The sequence below is a fragment of the Metabacillus sp. FJAT-52054 genome (assembly GCF_037201815.1).
GTDB lineage: Bacteria > Bacillota > Bacilli > Bacillales > Bacillaceae > Metabacillus_B > Metabacillus_B sediminis.
In genome coordinates this window covers 2,216,367-2,232,419 of sequence record NZ_CP147407.1, presented here as the reverse complement: position 1 = coordinate 2,232,419, position 16,053 = coordinate 2,216,367, and the positions used below count along the sequence as shown (strand labels likewise).

The following is a 16,053-nucleotide window of genomic DNA, read 5'->3' as shown; positions in this document are numbered from 1 at the left end:
TGTTAAAATGAAGAATCGAATGTTAAGAAAAAGGAAGTGACACAATGAAACAGTATTTAGATCTTTGCCGGCATGTGCTGGAAAACGGAAAAGCAAAAGGCGACAGGACGGGGACGGGAACGATCAGTACGTTCGGCTATCAGATGAGGTTCGATCTAAGCGAAGGCTTCCCAATGGTTACAACGAAAAAGCTGCATTTGAAATCAATCATTCACGAACTGCTGTGGTTCTTAAAAGGCGACACAAATGTTGCCTACCTTCAGGAAAATGGTGTGAGGATATGGAATGAGTGGGCAGATGAAAATGGGGAACTGGGTCCTGTGTATGGAGCGCAGTGGCGTTCATGGGCAGGTGCTGGCGGCGAAACGATTGATCAGATTGCGAACGTCGTTCATGATTTGAAGCATAATCCCGATTCAAGACGGTTAATCGTCAGCGCCTGGAATCCGTCTGATATCCCGAATATGGCATTGCCGCCATGCCATTGCCTGTTTCAATTTTACGTTGCGGAGGGGAAGCTTTCATGCCAGCTTTATCAGCGTTCGGCAGATGTTTTCCTCGGTGTTCCTTTTAATATCGCTTCCTACGCACTTCTCACAATGATGATGGCCCATACATCGGGTCTCGAGTACGGAGAATTCATCCATAGCTTTGGAGATGTTCATATTTATCAAAATCACCTGGACCAGGTAAATCTTCAGCTTGGACGAGATCCTAAACCTCTTCCGCATATGAAGCTAAATCCTGACGTGACATCCATTTTTGATTTTACATACGAGGACTTCACACTGGAAAATTATGAAGCCCATCCTCATATTAAAGGAGCTGTCAGCGTTTGATTTCATTTGTTTTTGCTATGGATGAACAGCGTGCAATCGGCAAGGATAATGATCTTCCATGGAAACTGCCGGCTGATCTGGCTCATTTCAAGAAAATAACATTCGGATCTGCTGTTGTTATGGGCAGAAAGACGTTTGAATCGATGGGAAGCAAGCCTCTTCCCGGCAGAAGAAATATTGTCGTTTCTTCAAATCCTGAATTCGTTGCCGATGGATGCGAAATTCTTCAATCTGTAAAAGAAATCCCTCTTCTTGAAGAAGAGGGGGAAGAGCTGTTTGTCATTGGAGGAGCCAGAATATTTGAAGAAATGCTTCCGCACTGTACGAAGATGTATGTGACCATTATTCATCATACGTTTGATGGAGATACATTCTTTCCTGAATTTGACGAGAGTGAATGGCGCACGACTTCAAAAGAACAGGGAATTAAGGATGAAAAAAATCCGTATAATTACGAATTTTTAACCTTGGAGAAAAACTAAGAAAATCCCGCATCGATGACTTGGATGCGGGATTTTTGTGTGCGGGGTATGACAAGTAAGGAAGGTGCGAAATCATTCCTGTTACTTGTTTTTAGCCATTAAATAAACGGCACATCCACAACATAATACAAAACACAGAAAAACATCGAAGCACTGCCGCCGAGTACAAAAAGATGCCAGATGGCGTGGTGATAGGGTATTTTCCTCCATACATAAAAAATGGAGCCGACAGTATAGAGAATTCCTCCAAGTAGAAGAAGCATGAATCCTTCCACCGACAGGTACTCATAGAGCGGTTTTGCTGCAATAATCACGAGCCAGCCCATAAGAATGTAAAATAGTGTGGACAACACAACAAACCGGTCTACAAAAAAGATTTTAAACACTACGCCGGCAATCGCAAGGCTCCAGATGATGATAAGCAGGGACCATCCAAAGGTTCCCCTGAGAGGGCCAAGAAGGAGCGGGGTGTAAGTTCCGGCAATCAAAATATAGATGGCGGAGTGATCTAATATGGCGAAAATGTGCTTCGCTTTTTTATGCTGGATGGCATGAAGCAGTGTCGAGAATAAATAAAGCAGAATCATCGATGCTCCGAAGATTGAAAAGCTGACCACACTGATTGTATCCCCGTACCATACAGCAAACAAAATCAAGTACACCAAAGCGGGAATGCTGAGCAGCACACCGATGCCGTGGGTAATCGCGTTGGCAATCTCTTCCTTTATTGTAAATTCCATTCGTTCCAGCTCCTTTTAATGGTTTCCGAGATGAGATTTCAGTGAATGGAGGAAATCCATTCCCTCGAGAGTAATTTTCGTGCCTGCCCTTCCGCGCCCTTTCGTCACATAGCTGTGCTTTTCAAGAAAGTCAAGCCTATGGCGGACCTGCTGTGCAGTAAGGGGGTGAGAACCTGCTTTGCTGATTTCTGAAATGATTCTCCTGCTAGCCGGTTCTCCGTTTTCGTTTGAAATACGGATCGTTTCGAGGATAAACACAAATTCCTGTTTATCCATAAGGGTAAGCTGAAGCGGGGCTGCTTCTTTTTCTTTTTTCTTTTGCTTTTTGACCGTTTTCCCAGGAAGATCGTGAAGCTGAATGGTTTTTCCGTCAGAGACGGCAAGCATGTAATCTATCGAATTCTTTAATTCTCTTACATTTCCTTCCCATTCTTCCTTCATTAACATATCCATTACCTTTGAGTCCATCCGTGTGACGGCTCTGTTTCTTTTCAAAAATTCTTCTGCAAGAATTGGAATGTCCGATTTTCGTTCTCTAAGAGGCGGAATTTGAATGGAAAAAACATTTAACCGGTAGAAAAGATCAGCCCGGAAATCCCCATCCGCCATTTTTTCTCTTAAATTCATATTGGTGGCTGCAACAATCCTTACGTCGACCGCAATATTCTGGGTTCCGCTTACTCGGCGGATTTCTTTTTCCTGAAGAACACGAAGCAGGCTCGCCTGGAGGTCACCTGAAATATCTCCGATTTCATCCAGAAAGAGGGTGCCTCCGTTTGCTTGTTCAAACAGTCCTTTTTTTCCGCCTTTTTGTGCCCCTGTAAAAGCTCCTGCCTCGTAGCCGAATAGCTCGCTTTCAAAAAGGGAAGCTGAGAGAGCACTGCAGTTAACGGCTACAAAGGGGCCGGAACGTCTGCCGGAGCCGTTATGTATCGCTTGTGCAAACAGTTCTTTACCCGTCCCGGTTTCTCCTTCAATCAAAACCGGCAATTCAGAAAGCGCCAGTTTCTTAGCTGTGCCGATTGTATCCAGCATGCTTAAATGGCTGCCGATTATTTGATCAAAGGTATACTTGGCCGTAAACCCCTTTTTCGCCCATTCTGCTGCCGCAGAGTTGATTTCTGAGGCTTTGCTGACCCTGCTGATGGTAGCAGTAATGATCCCATTCGTTTCATTCCGGTAAATGGCCGCTTCCATTCCATTAATGCTGAAAAGCTGAAAGGGTTCAATCCCTGTTACTATATAAGAAATCACGTCTTGATCAAGTCCTGAGAGCTGAATGGCTTTACCGGCGACATCTGCCCGGTCAAGCTGGAAAATGGACTCGCACACGGAGTTAAATGCCGTAATCACGCCGGAGGCACTGACACCAATCACACCTTCACTTACATGATCAACGACAAGCCGCAGATTTTTTTCCGCTGCCAAAGCTGAAGTTTTCGCTTCGGTCAAAAGCCGCTGCTGACTGACGGCGTGTTTCATCTGGCGTTCTGTTAATATAGAGTTCAAATAAGAAAGTTCAAAACGATTCGCCAGCTCCTGAATAGTAGGGGATCCGATTAGACGTACTCCTATATCCAATTTAGGTGCTGAATGAATGGGTGCATGAATCATTTCGCCTGGAGAAAGAATCAGGTCTGCATCAAAAGTGGTTTCTCCTTTTTTAAAAGGAACAAATTCGACGTGCTGTATGCCAAGTTCTATAAGCTGATGAATCAGCTCAGCTGCTGATTCAAGTGTGTCGCTGACGACAAGAACTTTGGAGCCTTCGGGCAGCAGCAGCAGCGTCTCCAGTTTTTCAACATTGATCGTTCGAATCGCCTCTAGGATTTCGGAGTCACATGTAACGAATGGTTCAAGTTCCTTTTTTAAATCTGGAGATGAAATTAAAATCGGACCTTCAGCGAAAGTGTCAGGCAATCCTTCATCTATAGAAAAGGATTCAATCGAAATCAATTCATTAAAAAGTTCAAGGAGCTGCCCGTGAAGAGCTTTTCTCGTTTGTTCAGTTCCGGTTACTAAAAATAATTTGTCTGGATTCAATGGCATTCGCTCCTGTCGCGTAACTATAATAGCATTATAACACCCAATTGGAACTAATTGAACCCAATAAAAATAAAATGAGCAGAATGAAATGATTTCCCGAGAGGATTACTTCATGGCATGATTCTTGCTTAAGGATAAATAGAAACGATATGAAGGAGGAAAAGATTTGCTTAAATTAATCAAAAATGGAGAGCTATATGCTCCTGAATATTTAGGAAAAAAAGATGTGATCACTGCCGGCGGTAAAATAGCTTTTATAAAGGAACCTGGATTTTCTTTTCCAAGTGAATACCTGTCAGAAACCATTGATGCAGATGGTCAGGCGGTATTTCCCGGGTTTATTGATTCACATGTACATATTATGGGCGGCGGCGGAGAAGGCGGCTATAAAACAAGGACACCGGAACTGCAATTAAGCTCCGCTATCAAGGGAGGCGTGACTGCAATAGTCGGGGTGATCGGGACGGATGGAACCACTAGAACCATGTCCGCCCTGCTTGCGAAAGCAAGGGCATTGGAGGAGGAAGGCATCTCCTGTTATGTTCACACCGGCAGCTACCAGATCCCAGTTAGGACGCTTACAGGCAAAATTGAAGATGATTTAATTCTCATTGATAAAGTCATCGGCTGCGGCGAAATTGCGATCAGTGATCACCGCTCATCCCAGCCTGAATGGAAAGAGATGGCAAAGATTGCTTCTGCTGCCAGAATCGGCGGTATGCTGTCAGGAAAAGCAGGAATCGTCAATGTTCATATAGGCGATGGCAAGGGCAAGCTGGATTTACTCTACAAGGTTTGCGAAGAGACGGACATTCCAATCAAAACGTTTCACCCTACCCATATCAACCGTAATCCTCATTTGTTTGAGGCGGGCATTGAGTTTGCCAAAAATGGAGGGCTTGTTGACTTTACTACAAGCACCATTCAGCGATTTCTGGACCAGGGAGAAGTGAAATGCAGCAGGGGTTTAAAAAGGATGCTTGATGAAGGGGTGCCTTTGGAGAACATCACCTTCACATCTGACGCCCAGGCAAGTCTTCCGGAGTTTAATACAGACGGGGAGTTGACGGGTTTGCAAATTGGAAATATTACCTCTCTTTATAATGAAGTAAGAGACGCAATCCTAATAGAGAACGTCCCGGTGGAAAAAGCAATTCAAGTAATTACCTCCAATCCAGCCTCCATCCTCAAGCTAACCCATAAGGGCAGGATAGCTGAAGGCATGGATGCCGACCTCGTACTAGCTGACAAAGAGAGTCTTCATATCAAAACGGTCCTAGCGAGAGGCCAGGTAATGATGAAGGAGGGGAAGGTCTTAGTAAAGGGAACATTTGAATAAGTATTCCCGCTGCTGCTTATGTGAAAAGCAATAATGATTCATATTATGGGACTGTTGGGGGAGACTGGGGTTTTATTCGGTCCAGCTGACAGCCCATAACAAAAGTCCCCCTATACTGGATAAGGGGGACTGAATTCATTCAGTCTGCTGATATACGTCTAATCGCCTGTTTCAGCTCCTCAGGATCTTCAAAATCTTCCGGATTCCAGTTTTCTTCTACCCACTGGATCAGCTCTTCTTTCGTGTTGAATCCTTGACCGCTCGTGTCGGCGCTACGAATCATATACAGATTGCTATTAGGATCTGCTTCAATGAGGCAAGGGATGGCGCTTGATTTGCTTTTAAGCAAATACTCCATAATTATTCCTCCTCTATATTTGGATTTTTCCCATTTTCTAAGGTAATCAATCTTGAATTACTGGAAATGACTTTAAATTTTGAATATTCGTGATATAATGGCAAATTAAATAGAGGTATAGAAAGGAATTTTGCCATGAACCCGTTAGCTCTCCAAAAACAATCGTCCATTGTCCATGTGGAATCGATTCTAAAAGCCCATCATCTACTAAAGGAAGTGGTGATCCATACCCCGCTTCAGCTGAATCGTCCTCTTTCTGAGAAATATCAATGCAATGTCTATCTTAAGAGGGAAGATCTCCAGCTTGTCCGGTCCTTCAAAATTAGAGGGGCCTTCAATAAGATGAAAAGCTTGAGCAGCAAAGAACTTGAAAATGGGGTTGTATGTGCCAGTGCCGGAAATCATGCACAGGGAGTCGCTTATTCCTGCAAGACGCTTGGGGTTCAAGGGAAAATTTTTATGCCAAGCACCACCCCGAGGCAAAAAGTGAATCAGGTGGAAAAATTCGCAAATGGCTGTGCTGAGATTATTTTGTGCGGAGATACGTTTGATGATTCCTATCATGAAGCTGTTAAATGCTGTGAGGAAGAGGGCCGGGCGTTCATACATCCGTTTGATGATGAAGAGGTCATCGCAGGTCAAGGTACAGTCGCTGTTGAAATTTTGAATGATACGGATGTGCCTATTGACTTTGTTTTTGCAAGTGTCGGCGGAGGGGGGCTGATTTCCGGTTTAGGTACATATTTTCAGGCAGTTTCACCGAATACGAAAATTATGGCGGTCGAACCGGAAGGCGCTGCATCCTTTACTTCAGCGAAGTCATCCGGTGAGGTGGTCACCCTGCCGAAAATCAGCAAATTTGTAGATGGAGCTGCCGTTCAGCGGATGGGAAAGAAGACATTTGCCATCGCCAATGGCTTTTGTCATGAAACCGTGCTCGTGCCTGATGGGAAGGTGTGCACGTCCATTTTGGAATTGTATAATGATAATGCCATTGTGGCCGAACCTGCCGGTGCATTGCCGATCGCCGCATTGGATTTTTGCCGCGATGAAATTAAAGGGAAAAATGTGGTATGTATTGTCAGCGGCGGGAACAATGATATTGGAAGGCTGCAGGAGATCAAAGAGAGGTCAATGATTTACGAAGGACTGCAGCATTATTTCATCGTGGATTTTCCGCAGCGGGCAGGGGCTTTACGAGAGTTTTTGCATGACGTACTCGGTCCTTCTGATGACATAAACCGTTTTGAATACACAAAGAAAAACAATAAAGAGAACGGTCCAGCTCTAGTGGGGATCGAATTAAAGGACAAAAAGGACTACTCAACCCTGATTGCCAGATTGGATTCCAAGGGATTCCATTACACAGAAGTCATTAAGGATGAACAGCTGTTTAACTTACTAATTTAGCCGGAGGCAGCAAATATGTGCGGAAGATTTACACAAACGTTCGATGAGGATGTTTTTGAATATTTCCCTGTTCTTAATCATTCAGATATAACCGTTGAAAGAACATTTAATGCGGCCCCCTCTCAAAAGCTTTTAGCCATTGCCGGCTCAGATGGGAGCTATAAGGCCGGTTATTTGAAGTGGGGGCTTGTGCCCTCCTGGACGTCAGCGCTTAAAGGTTCAGGAATTATAAATGCGAGAGCGGAAACCGTTGCTGAAAAGCCCAGTTTTAAGCACCTCATCGAGAGAAAAAGATGTTTGATTCTGGCAGACAGTTTTTACGAATGGAAAAAGACCGATACTGGAAAAAATCCATACCGTTTTCTGCTCCGTTCAGAGGAGCCGTTTGCTTTTGCAGGCTTATGGGACAGGTGGCGTAAGGACGGGAAGGACCTCGTTACATGCACGATTCTTACAACGAAGGCCAATGAACTTGTTCATGAGGTGCATGATCGAATGCCGGTTATTTTTCAGCACCGCACCGCTTTCACCTGGCTTGATTTAAGCAAAGAGGATGCGCTTGAAAACCTTCTTCCCATTCCTGAAGAAGAAATGAAAGCCTATCAGGTTTCATCAATGGTTAACTCGCCAGCAATAAACGAACCGTCCTGTACGTTTCCTGCTTGAAAATTTTTAAAGCTGTGAGCATAATTTGACAGACTTCGATAGGATAATGGAGTATAATAAAGCAAACGGGTGAAAAAGAGGATTGATATTTTTGCTATTCAAAAGCCTAGAGTTCAAACGGTTGGATGGACAGAAGGTAAAGGTTATTGAGATACCGGTAATGGGAAAAGACCACAGTTATGCTTTCCTGATTCAGGCAAGACTGCAGGCATATCTGACAAGGATTAATGCAGAGCCAGAACCGAAAAGCGTCTATTCTTTCCGCGATTATCTCAAAAAGATTTTAAAATGGCCGGATTATGAAGCAATCTTTCAATCTGAAGTATTACAGAATAATGCCTAGGGAGATCTTAACAGATCTCTCTTTTCTTTATGAATACTTATTGACCAAAAACGATGCAGGCTGGCTGGACCGGGAACTGCACACCATCTGCAGGCAACTGTGCACCGGGGAATTCTGTGCCCACCGGAAACGCGAACAGCATCCAGGAGATCCTCTAATATAGAAGCGTAGATTGCCAAAAAAGTTTTCTAAAAAAGGTAAATCTTTTAGTTAAGGATTTTTTATGACGATTATAATCAATAAACCCTTAATTTTTAGTGTTTTTTATTGAAACCATTTGCACAATCTGTATAATACTTGTTAATGAGAGAGATAGGGAAGTGACAAGATGAAAAAAATTGTGATTGTAACCGATTCAACAACAGATCTTGATCAAAGCATGATTGAAAAATACAAAATTGAAGTAATTCCGTTAACCATACATATAGATGGAGAGACGTACACGGATCGGGTGGATATTACACCTGAAGAATTTATGATAAAAATGGCGGCTGCAAATGAATTGCCGAAAAGCTCACAGCCCGCGATCGGAAAGTTTGTCGAAACTTATACGGAGCTACTTAAAACGGCAGATCAAATCATATCGATTCATTTAACCTCAGGGATGAGCGGAACGTTTCAGACTGCAGAAAGCGCAGCTGCAATGGCAGGCGGGGATATTACAGTGATCGATTCTCAGTTTATCTCAAAAGCTCTTGGGTTTCAGGTAATAGAAGCGGCGAAAATGGCTGAAAGCGGATCGTCTAAAGAAGAGATATTAGAACGGATTTCCTCGATTAAGGAGGCGACGAGACTTTTTGTCACGGTTGATACCCTTGATAATCTTGTAAAGGGCGGCAGAATCGGAAGGGGAAAGGCTATGATTGGTTCCCTGCTGAATATAAAGCCGATTGCAAGTCTGCAGGATGGAGTGTATACTCCAGTTGCAAAGGTGAGAAGTCATTCTCAAATTGTCAAATACCTTGCTAAGCAATTTGGGGAAGATTTAAAGGGGAAAACGGCAAAGGCAATCGAAATCGCGCACGCAGACGCCTCTGATCTCGCCCATAACCTGAAGGAAGCGCTCCTTCAAATCCGTCCGGATCTGCCAATTGATATTTCGTTTACGACTCCAGTGGTTTCTACCCATACGGGACCGGGTGCTATTGGATTTATGTATTATACGGAGTAGAGGCTGACCTGATCCCATATTGAAAATGCAGGAAGTGGTTTATTTGAAAATAATACGTTTAATATGGCTCGCTGCGGCTTTTATTTTGCTATCGGGGTGCAGCACTGCTGCTTCCGGTTTTAAACCCATTTCATCTGTAGAAAATTTTCATTATAAGGACCAGGAGGGGGAGTCTTTCGGTCTTCCTGAGCTTAAAGGAAAAATCTGGGTAGCGAACTTTATTTTTACGAGCTGTACGACGGTTTGTCCGCCAATGACGGCCCATATGAAGAAAATTCAAAGTTTGGGGGCCGAAGAGAACATCCCGTTTGAGATCGTTTCATTCAGTGTAGATCCGCAGATTGATACACCTGAAAAGTTAAAATCGTTCGGCAGCCAGTTTGGCACCTCATTTGAAAATTGGCATTTTCTAACGGGATATTCACAAAAGCAAATTGAAGAATTTTCCCTTAAAAGCTTTAAGACTTTAGTAAAAAAGCCGGAAAATGAGGATCAGGTTATTCACGGCACCTCCTTTTATTTAATAAATAAAGAGGGACAGGTCGTTAAATCTTACAGCGGGGTGGAAAATCCTCCATACGAAGACATCATTCAAGATATGAAGAGGCTGCAGCAGCTTTAACCCTGCATGTCTCTTTTTTTAGTATCGGGATGTTTAAGGTTTTTTAGCTGAACATGATGAGGCTGATTGAGAGTTTGCAGAAACATCCTTTTATATAGGCAAAACCATTGAACAGGAAGTGTAAAAATCGGTATGCTTATAACATAGAGTTGATGGAAATGACTAAATTAACTCGAGGAGGGACCGAAAAAAGATGAAAAGAATCATACTCTTACTGATGTCAGCTCTGGTCCTTCTGGCTGGATGCGATCAGTTCACTTCAAAATCACAAAAACCCGCTCCTGAAAAAGCAGAGGTTAAGAAAAAAGAAAAGCCTCTGGAGGAAGTGAAAAAAGCGGATTTAACCATAACAGGAATTGGTGATTCACTGACGGCAGGAGTCGGAGATGACACAAAAAATGGCGGGTATGTGGGGATTGTTAAAACAAAGTTATCCGGATTGAAAACAACAAATTCCATTGCAGTTAACAACTATGCGGTGCACGGAAACCAGACTACGGACTTAATAAAGAAATTAAATAAAAAAGAAGTACAAAATGCGCTGGAACAGTCGGATATAATATTATTGACCATTGGCGGGAATGACATCATGAAGGTTGTGAAGGAGAATATATTTAATTTGACCCTGCAGCCCTTTGAAAAAGAGGAGTCCGGCTATGAACAGCGGTTAGCTCTTATTTTTCAAACGATTAGACAATATAATCCTGATGCGAAGATCGTATACTCAGGGCTCTATAATCCTTTTAAGTTTGTGCTGCCGCAGCTATCTGAAATTGACCTTGTAGTAAACAGATGGAACGAAGCAGCAAAAAAATTGATTGAAGCCGACGGAAATGCTGAATTCGTCCCAGTGGCAGACCTTTATGAAAGCAAAGATGATGGACTTCTTTATAAAGATGCGTTTCATCCAAACACTCAAGGGTATTCATTAATCGGAGAAAGAGTTTTTGAAGCGATTATGAGAAACGATGGATCGAGATAGGAGGCCGCAGATGAAGAAGAAGTGGAAATGGGCGTTTATTCTTTTGCTTGCCATTAATGCAGCGGCAATTGCAATTGCCGCTATCTTGCTTTTTGCGCCGGCAGATTCAAATGCTCCAACCCAAAAGGATATTAAAGAAGGCAAAGCTGTGGCCCTCAATGTTGGTGCCAAAAAAGAAGCGCTAAATCAGCTCATTGATCATTATTTGAAGGAAGAAGCGAATGCCGATCAGTACAATTACAAAGTCTATTTAGATGATAAGGTCTATTTTACAGGCGCGATCAGGGCATTCGGGAAGGACATTAATGCGAAGATTACGTTTTCTCCCGTCGTGAAAAAGGATGGAAATTTGAGATTAATTGTTGAGGATCTTTCAATTGGACAGCTGGATGTTCCTGTATCATTTGTATTGAATTATATTAGTACATCCTACACCCTTCCGGAATTTGTTCATATTGATGAAAGAAATCATTCTATCGACGTAGACCTTTCGGAAATTCAACTAAAAAACAATTATCGTGCTAAAGCGGTAAAGTTTGATTTGAAAAATGATGAAATCCGATTTGACTTGTTTGTCCCGCTAAATTAACGAGGAATGGGTTGACGAAATAGGACATTTGCCTGATAATATTAAGCTAAGAATGTAAATTTTTTATGACAGCATTTACGATAATTTAACAATAGATAGAATAAGAGCAGGAACCGGCTCCCTTTGCAGTCATAAAAGGATGGAGGATAAGCATGGATCAGAGAAAATACATATTAGGCAGCGTTATTTTCCTATTGGTCGGCCTATACTTTGCAGGAATTGCGGGAATTCAATTTATGGATGAAAAAGTAGAAGAGAACATGGACATTGTGTTTACGAATATTGCATACAGTGCGTTGTTTTTCTGCATTACCGTTTATATGCTTCACTTAAAAGACGAAAAAACAAAACGAACAGACGAAAAATGAGAAGGCGGATCGCCTTCTCATTTTTTATATTCAGATAAGAAGCATTATGCGGCAAGCAAGAAAAGGATAATTAGAGATATGCTCAATTTCTTTGTAAAACGCATGTCAGCTCCCCCTTTAGCGGTAAAAGTTAAATGATTGCTCCTACAATCATAATAGTAAAATTCAGAGAGGAATTGGATGCTTTAACCGTTTTATAAAATAAACTTTACAAAATTCATAATCTGTTTACAATCATATCCTATTACCCGATTACCATCATTGCCTCAAGCGGAGGAGTTCCGTTCGCGAGCCCAAGAGCAAAAATTGTGTAGGCGGTATCGGATTTAAATTGGACTTTAGGAACATTTAAGGCTACAGTATCCGTTCCCGCTATTCTTACTTCAAGGTCAATCTTACCCGCAGGCACTGATTTGTATGGAGTAGCTTTAGTAAAGGAGACATTTGAAAAAAGCACGTCACCGTTTTTGACTGCCACATCCACCGACGGGGCATCAGGGGATAAGTGAACGAATTTTACCTTTGTTTCCCCTGCTGAAACAAATGGGCGGTCTACAATAGGAATCAGCTTTAATTTTGAAAGCATTCCGCTGGCTGCAAGTGTATACGTAATTCCCGGCATCAAGAGAAGATTTTCAGATAGCACTGGGGCGGTTTGATTGCCTGCGGGAAATAGATCAATTCGGTACTGCCCTCCAGGAACTTGCAAATAGTCGCTAATCTGTTTAAATGACACATTTGAGAGCACTAATCTCCTGTTCACATAAACATCAACAGCCGGAGCATCAGGCGAGGCGTGAAGTACTCTGATCATGGTCATGCCGGGGGCGATCGCAGCCGGACCCTGAGGCTGGCCTGCTGCGGTCCGGGTATGCATGGCAGACTGCAGAGCCTGGATATGCTTTTGATAATACATAATATGAGCTTGGGGATTCCGGTATTTATAATAGCAAGCATACAAATCATACACTATTGCCTGCCACAAGCTGTTTTGATCATTTGCCATCTGAAACACTCCCATTCTGTAAATTATCTCCAGTCAGTCTTGTAATATAAGATATATGATCTCATGCGTAATATTATTATGTTAACTGAAGGTTTTATTTGTGCTCTATTCACCTATATGACGTTTGAACAGATAGTATTAAGGAAAAAAATACGTAAGAAGGGGAGGATGATGATGAACCGGTATGAATTAACAAAAAATGAGCGGACGATTACATATGTTGATGAAGGAGTAGGAGATCCTGTTATTTTCCTGCACGGATTTTGCGGGAGTGCGGATTATTGGAAATATGTCATACCTGAAATGGCTGAAAAGCACAGGGTGCTTGCGGTCAATTTAAGAGGGCACGGCGGATCGAGTACAGAGAAAGAAAGCTATGGAGTCGAAGAAATGGCGGATGATATTAGACTTGTTCTGGATGATTTGGAGATTCAGAGTGCTTCTATTTTCGGACATTCGCTTGGAGGATATGTTGCTTTGGCTTTCGCTGAGAAGTATCCAGACCGGGTCACTTCGTTTGGTCTTGTCCATTCCACAGCATACCCTGACAGTGAAGATGCAAGGCGGGGCAGGGAAGCGGGAATGGAAAAAATCGAGAAAGAGGGAATAAAACCTTTTGTTGATGGTTTGGTTCCTAAACTATTTGCTGAACATAACAGGACGGGAGAGGAAGCTGATTTCGCTAAGCAAATCGGGTATCATACGCCGACTACAGGTGCAATTGCTTCTCTTGAAGCCATGAAGAACAGACAGGACAGAAGAAGGATTATTGAAATCTCAGATGTACCTGTACTTTTGCTGGCTGGAGAAAAGGATGAAGTAATAGCTCCGGAAAAAACCTTTACAGCAAATGGCCCTCATATTTACCAGTCCGTACTGAATGGAGCAGGCCACATGGGAATGCTTGAGGAACCTGAAACGTTTGTGAAGGTGCTAAAGGATTTTCTGGAAAACTTTGTCCATCCAAAACCGAAGGAATGATTGATACTTACTTTTGAAGTGAGCGAGAGTAACAACTGAAAGGTTTGCGATATCAGCCAAATAAGAAGACTGCCTGGGCGGCAGTCTTCTTATTTGTGATTTGAAGGGTGGCTTTCGGCAAATTTAATAAAGGATTGTTCATCTTCTATCAGGCCGCACGACCCGCATTGAACACGCTTTGATGTCCCTTTGTAAGGAAGATGGAAAGGATCCAGTGAGGACGAATCATATTGCTCCATAATTTCTCCAGATTGGGGATTCAATTTAACAGCTTGCGGGTTCTGCTCTAAAATGTGATACCTTGAGCGGTTGGTTTTACAGTTCGGACAAAGATACGGCGAAGTCATGAGAGCACCTCCATGCTTGAATATCTTTATCTTTTCTCAAAAGGAAAATATTATTCGAAAAGTAAATGTTCAATCCTTAGAAATACTTACGATCCATAAAAAATCCCCTGCAGCAAATGCGCAGGGGGTTTTCTATATTTTACGATTCATTAGCCGCAAATTTTTGTTCTTCTTTTTCTTTTTCTGCTGTTTCATCCTTGTTGCTCGTTCTCAGCGGAATTTGCTTAAGGAACAAGGTTAAAGCAAAACCAATGGCGATGACCGCTGAACAGATGAGAAATACATTCGTAAGGCCTGTTTCCAATGTGTGCCGGACACCATTAATCAACTGGGTGATGGCATCCTGATACTGTGGAGGAATGGACGATTGAATTTTCTCGAGTTTAGCATGATCCATCAGTACCTGCGGATTCATCAGCCCCTCAAGTTTTTCTGAAGGGAGGCCTGCTGGTAATTCAGGCTTCTCTGCATGGTGCATACTGTTATTTAATACAAGTCCCATAATCGCAACCCCTACAGTTCCTCCCGTTTGTCTGAACAGCTGGGAGGAAGCGGTAGCCACTCCAAGATACTGGTGGCCAACAGCGTTTTGAACGGTCAAGGTAAAGATCGGGAAGCTCATCCCAAGACCTGCCCCAACAATGATGTTATTGATAACAGCAGTGGCAATCCATGTATTTTCATCCATTAAGGACAATGAGAACATTCCTGCTGACATAACCGCCAAGCCGACTAGAGCATAAATTTTGTATTTTCCTGTTTTTGTGATGAGAGATCCAGTGATGCTGCTCGCAGCCACCATGGATAGCGTCATCGGCATCATGATCAAGCCTGATACAGCGGCCGATACACCCATTACTCCCTGAATGAAGAACGGAACATACATAACAGCTCCAAACATTCCGGCGCCTAAAATAAATCCTGCTAAGTTAGACAATGTGAAAATTCTGTTTCTAAACAGTTCCAATGGCAGAACGGGGCTTTTTGCACGCTTTTCTGCAAAGACGAAAAGTATGAGAGAGACAAAGGTTAGTGCAAATAGTCCAATAATCTGCACGGAGGACCAATCATAAGTCGTTCCAGCCCATGTGAAGGCAAGGAGCAGCGGGACGATAACCGATGTCAGCAAAATGGAACCGATGTAATCAACGGATTCTGCCTGCTTTCTCGGTGTGCTTGGGAATAGTGCCATAATGCAAATAAAAGCTAGGATGCCAAAAGGAAGGAATACCCAGAACACCCACTGCCAATTGGCATTATCAACGATCCAGCCCCCGAAGGTTGGTCCGAAAACACTTGCCAATCCAAAGACAGAGCTCAGGATTCCCTGCCAGCGTCCACGTTCTCTTGGGGAGAAAAGGTCACCGACGGCTGTAAAGGAAGTGGACATAATCATACCTCCACCAAAGCCCTGTATTCCCCTGAAAATGATAAGCTGAACCATGGTTTGAGAAAATCCAGCCATAAGCGACCCTGCCATAAAAACTGCAATTCCGATCAGAATAAATGGCTTCCGTCCATAAATATCAGACAGCTTTCCAACCAGAACGGACGTTATGCTGGAAGTCAGCATGAAAATCGTGAAGACCCAGCTGTAATATTCAAAGCCGCCAAGTTCTGCCACAATTTTCGGCAGTGCTGTACCGACAATGGTCTGGTTTAATGCGGCAAATAGCATAGCAGCCATTATCGCGATCATAATCGTCACTTTTTTGCGGTGATCTAAATGTTCCATTTTGTTTTGTTCCTCCTATGAGCGCTTTG

The 16,053-nt window shown here is 42.9% G+C and carries 18 protein-coding genes; 12 read left to right on the top strand and 6 right to left on the bottom strand.

The window, feature by feature from the left end; translation table 11 throughout:
• The first annotated feature begins 44 nt into the window (after positions 1-44).
• Both WCV65_RS11685 and WCV65_RS11680 read left to right on the top strand, forming a co-directional pair.
• Positions 45-839, top strand: a complete 795-nt coding sequence (locus tag WCV65_RS11685) for a thymidylate synthase (RefSeq protein WP_035406188.1) — start codon at positions 45-47, stop codon at positions 837-839.
• Positions 836-1,321 (top strand): dihydrofolate reductase, encoded by a 486-nt coding sequence (locus tag WCV65_RS11680; protein ID WP_338776651.1) that lies wholly within the window; start codon positions 836-838, stop codon positions 1,319-1,321. Before WCV65_RS11685 ends, WCV65_RS11680 begins: the two co-directional genes overlap by 4 nt.
• A 98-nt stretch (positions 1,322-1,419) precedes the next feature.
• Here the strand turns inward: WCV65_RS11680 and WCV65_RS11675 are convergent, their stop codons facing one another.
• Positions 1,420-2,061: a hemolysin III family protein gene (locus WCV65_RS11675; protein WP_035406194.1), complete on the bottom strand. Its 642-nt coding sequence runs from the start codon at positions 2,059-2,061 to the stop codon at positions 1,420-1,422.
• Between the two features lie 15 nt (positions 2,062-2,076).
• Positions 2,077-4,104, bottom strand: coding sequence for a sigma 54-interacting transcriptional regulator (locus tag WCV65_RS11670; protein ID WP_338776648.1), 2,028 nt, complete (start codon positions 4,102-4,104; stop codon positions 2,077-2,079).
• Between the two features lie 169 nt (positions 4,105-4,273).
• Between WCV65_RS11670 and iadA the strand changes: the two genes are divergently transcribed.
• Entirely contained in the window at positions 4,274-5,446 is a 1,173-nt protein-coding gene (iadA, locus tag WCV65_RS11665) for a beta-aspartyl-peptidase (protein ID WP_338776645.1), read from the top strand.
• A gap of 139 nt (positions 5,447-5,585) precedes the next feature.
• Here iadA and WCV65_RS11660 read toward each other — a convergent pair whose 3' ends face one another.
• Positions 5,586-5,804, bottom strand: a complete 219-nt coding sequence (locus tag WCV65_RS11660; RefSeq protein WP_338776643.1) for a hypothetical protein — start codon at positions 5,802-5,804, stop codon at positions 5,586-5,588.
• 135 nt (positions 5,805-5,939) lie between these two features.
• Here WCV65_RS11660 and ilvA point away from each other — a divergent pair, with 135 nt between their 5' ends.
• The 8 genes from ilvA to ypmT all read left to right on the top strand — a co-directional run bounded on the left by ilvA (position 5,940) and on the right by ypmT (position 11,955).
• Entirely contained in the window at positions 5,940-7,214 is a 1,275-nt protein-coding gene (ilvA, locus tag WCV65_RS11655) for a threonine ammonia-lyase IlvA (RefSeq protein WP_338776641.1), read from the top strand.
• A gap of 15 nt (positions 7,215-7,229) precedes the next feature.
• A complete protein-coding gene (locus WCV65_RS11650; protein WP_338776639.1) occupies positions 7,230-7,880 on the top strand; it encodes an SOS response-associated peptidase in 651 nt (216 codons plus the stop codon).
• A 91-nt stretch (positions 7,881-7,971) separates the two neighbouring features.
• Positions 7,972-8,223, top strand: coding sequence for a DUF2535 family protein (locus WCV65_RS11645; protein WP_035406211.1), 252 nt, complete (start codon positions 7,972-7,974; stop codon positions 8,221-8,223).
• A 328-nt stretch (positions 8,224-8,551) separates the two neighbouring features.
• A complete protein-coding gene (locus WCV65_RS11640) occupies positions 8,552-9,394 on the top strand; it encodes a DegV family protein (protein ID WP_338776636.1) in 843 nt (280 codons plus the stop codon).
• Between the two features lie 34 nt (positions 9,395-9,428).
• The gene (locus WCV65_RS11635; protein ID WP_338782271.1) at positions 9,429-10,016 is read left to right on the top strand and encodes an SCO family protein; all 588 of its coding nucleotides are present in this window, start codon (positions 9,429-9,431) and stop codon (positions 10,014-10,016) included.
• A 193-nt stretch (positions 10,017-10,209) separates the two neighbouring features.
• On the top strand, positions 10,210-10,998 hold the full coding sequence (locus WCV65_RS11630; RefSeq protein WP_035406217.1) for an SGNH/GDSL hydrolase family protein: 789 nt from the start codon (positions 10,210-10,212) through the stop codon (positions 10,996-10,998).
• A 10-nt stretch (positions 10,999-11,008) separates the two neighbouring features.
• The gene (locus tag WCV65_RS11625) at positions 11,009-11,587 is read left to right on the top strand and encodes a YpmS family protein (protein ID WP_338776633.1); all 579 of its coding nucleotides are present in this window, start codon (positions 11,009-11,011) and stop codon (positions 11,585-11,587) included.
• A 152-nt stretch (positions 11,588-11,739) separates the two neighbouring features.
• The gene (gene ypmT, locus WCV65_RS11620; protein WP_035406223.1) at positions 11,740-11,955 is read left to right on the top strand and encodes a protein YpmT; all 216 of its coding nucleotides are present in this window, start codon (positions 11,740-11,742) and stop codon (positions 11,953-11,955) included.
• 244 nt (positions 11,956-12,199) lie between these two features.
• On the opposite strand, the gene WCV65_RS11615 is transcribed toward ypmT, so the two are convergent.
• Positions 12,200-12,961 (bottom strand): DUF4397 domain-containing protein, encoded by a 762-nt coding sequence (locus WCV65_RS11615; RefSeq protein WP_338776630.1) that lies wholly within the window; start codon positions 12,959-12,961, stop codon positions 12,200-12,202.
• Between the two features lie 174 nt (positions 12,962-13,135).
• Between WCV65_RS11615 and WCV65_RS11610 the strand changes: the two genes are divergently transcribed.
• Positions 13,136-13,942, top strand: coding sequence for an alpha/beta hydrolase (locus tag WCV65_RS11610; protein WP_035406227.1), 807 nt, complete (start codon positions 13,136-13,138; stop codon positions 13,940-13,942).
• Between the two features lie 89 nt (positions 13,943-14,031).
• Here WCV65_RS11610 and WCV65_RS11605 read toward each other — a convergent pair whose 3' ends face one another.
• Positions 14,032-14,289, bottom strand: coding sequence for a hypothetical protein (locus WCV65_RS11605; RefSeq protein ID WP_035406230.1), 258 nt, complete (start codon positions 14,287-14,289; stop codon positions 14,032-14,034).
• 139 nt (positions 14,290-14,428) lie between these two features.
• Positions 14,429-16,024 carry an MDR family MFS transporter gene (locus WCV65_RS11600; RefSeq protein ID WP_338776625.1) on the bottom strand — a complete coding sequence of 532 codons (1,596 nt, stop codon included), beginning with the start codon at positions 16,022-16,024 and terminating at the stop codon, positions 14,429-14,431.
• Positions 16,025-16,053: the final 29 nt, after the last annotated feature.

Bases quoted from the DNA above. Each gene is read 5' to 3' on its own strand.
- WCV65_RS11685 (WP_035406188.1), top strand. From the start codon at position 45: ATGAAACAGTATTTAGATCTTTGCCGGCATGTGCTGGAAAACGGAAAA.
- WCV65_RS11675 (WP_035406194.1), bottom strand. From the start codon at position 2,061: ATGGAATTTACAATAAAGGAAGAGATTGCCAACGCGATTACCCACGGC.
- WCV65_RS11660 (WP_338776643.1), bottom strand. From the start codon at position 5,804: ATGGAGTATTTGCTTAAAAGCAAATCAAGCGCCATCCCTTGCCTCATT.
- ilvA (WP_338776641.1), top strand. From the start codon at position 5,940: ATGAACCCGTTAGCTCTCCAAAAACAATCGTCCATTGTCCATGTGGAA.
- WCV65_RS11650 (WP_338776639.1), top strand. From the start codon at position 7,230: ATGTGCGGAAGATTTACACAAACGTTCGATGAGGATGTTTTTGAATAT.
- WCV65_RS11640 (WP_338776636.1), top strand. From the start codon at position 8,552: ATGAAAAAAATTGTGATTGTAACCGATTCAACAACAGATCTTGATCAA.
- WCV65_RS11630 (WP_035406217.1), top strand. From the start codon at position 10,210: ATGAAAAGAATCATACTCTTACTGATGTCAGCTCTGGTCCTTCTGGCT.
- WCV65_RS11625 (WP_338776633.1), top strand. From the start codon at position 11,009: ATGAAGAAGAAGTGGAAATGGGCGTTTATTCTTTTGCTTGCCATTAAT.
- ypmT (WP_035406223.1), top strand. From the start codon at position 11,740: ATGGATCAGAGAAAATACATATTAGGCAGCGTTATTTTCCTATTGGTC.
- WCV65_RS11615 (WP_338776630.1), bottom strand. From the start codon at position 12,961: ATGGCAAATGATCAAAACAGCTTGTGGCAGGCAATAGTGTATGATTTG.
- WCV65_RS11610 (WP_035406227.1), top strand. From the start codon at position 13,136: ATGAACCGGTATGAATTAACAAAAAATGAGCGGACGATTACATATGTT.
- WCV65_RS11605 (WP_035406230.1), bottom strand. From the start codon at position 14,289: ATGACTTCGCCGTATCTTTGTCCGAACTGTAAAACCAACCGCTCAAGG.
- WCV65_RS11600 (WP_338776625.1), bottom strand. From the start codon at position 16,024: ATGGAACATTTAGATCACCGCAAAAAAGTGACGATTATGATCGCGATA.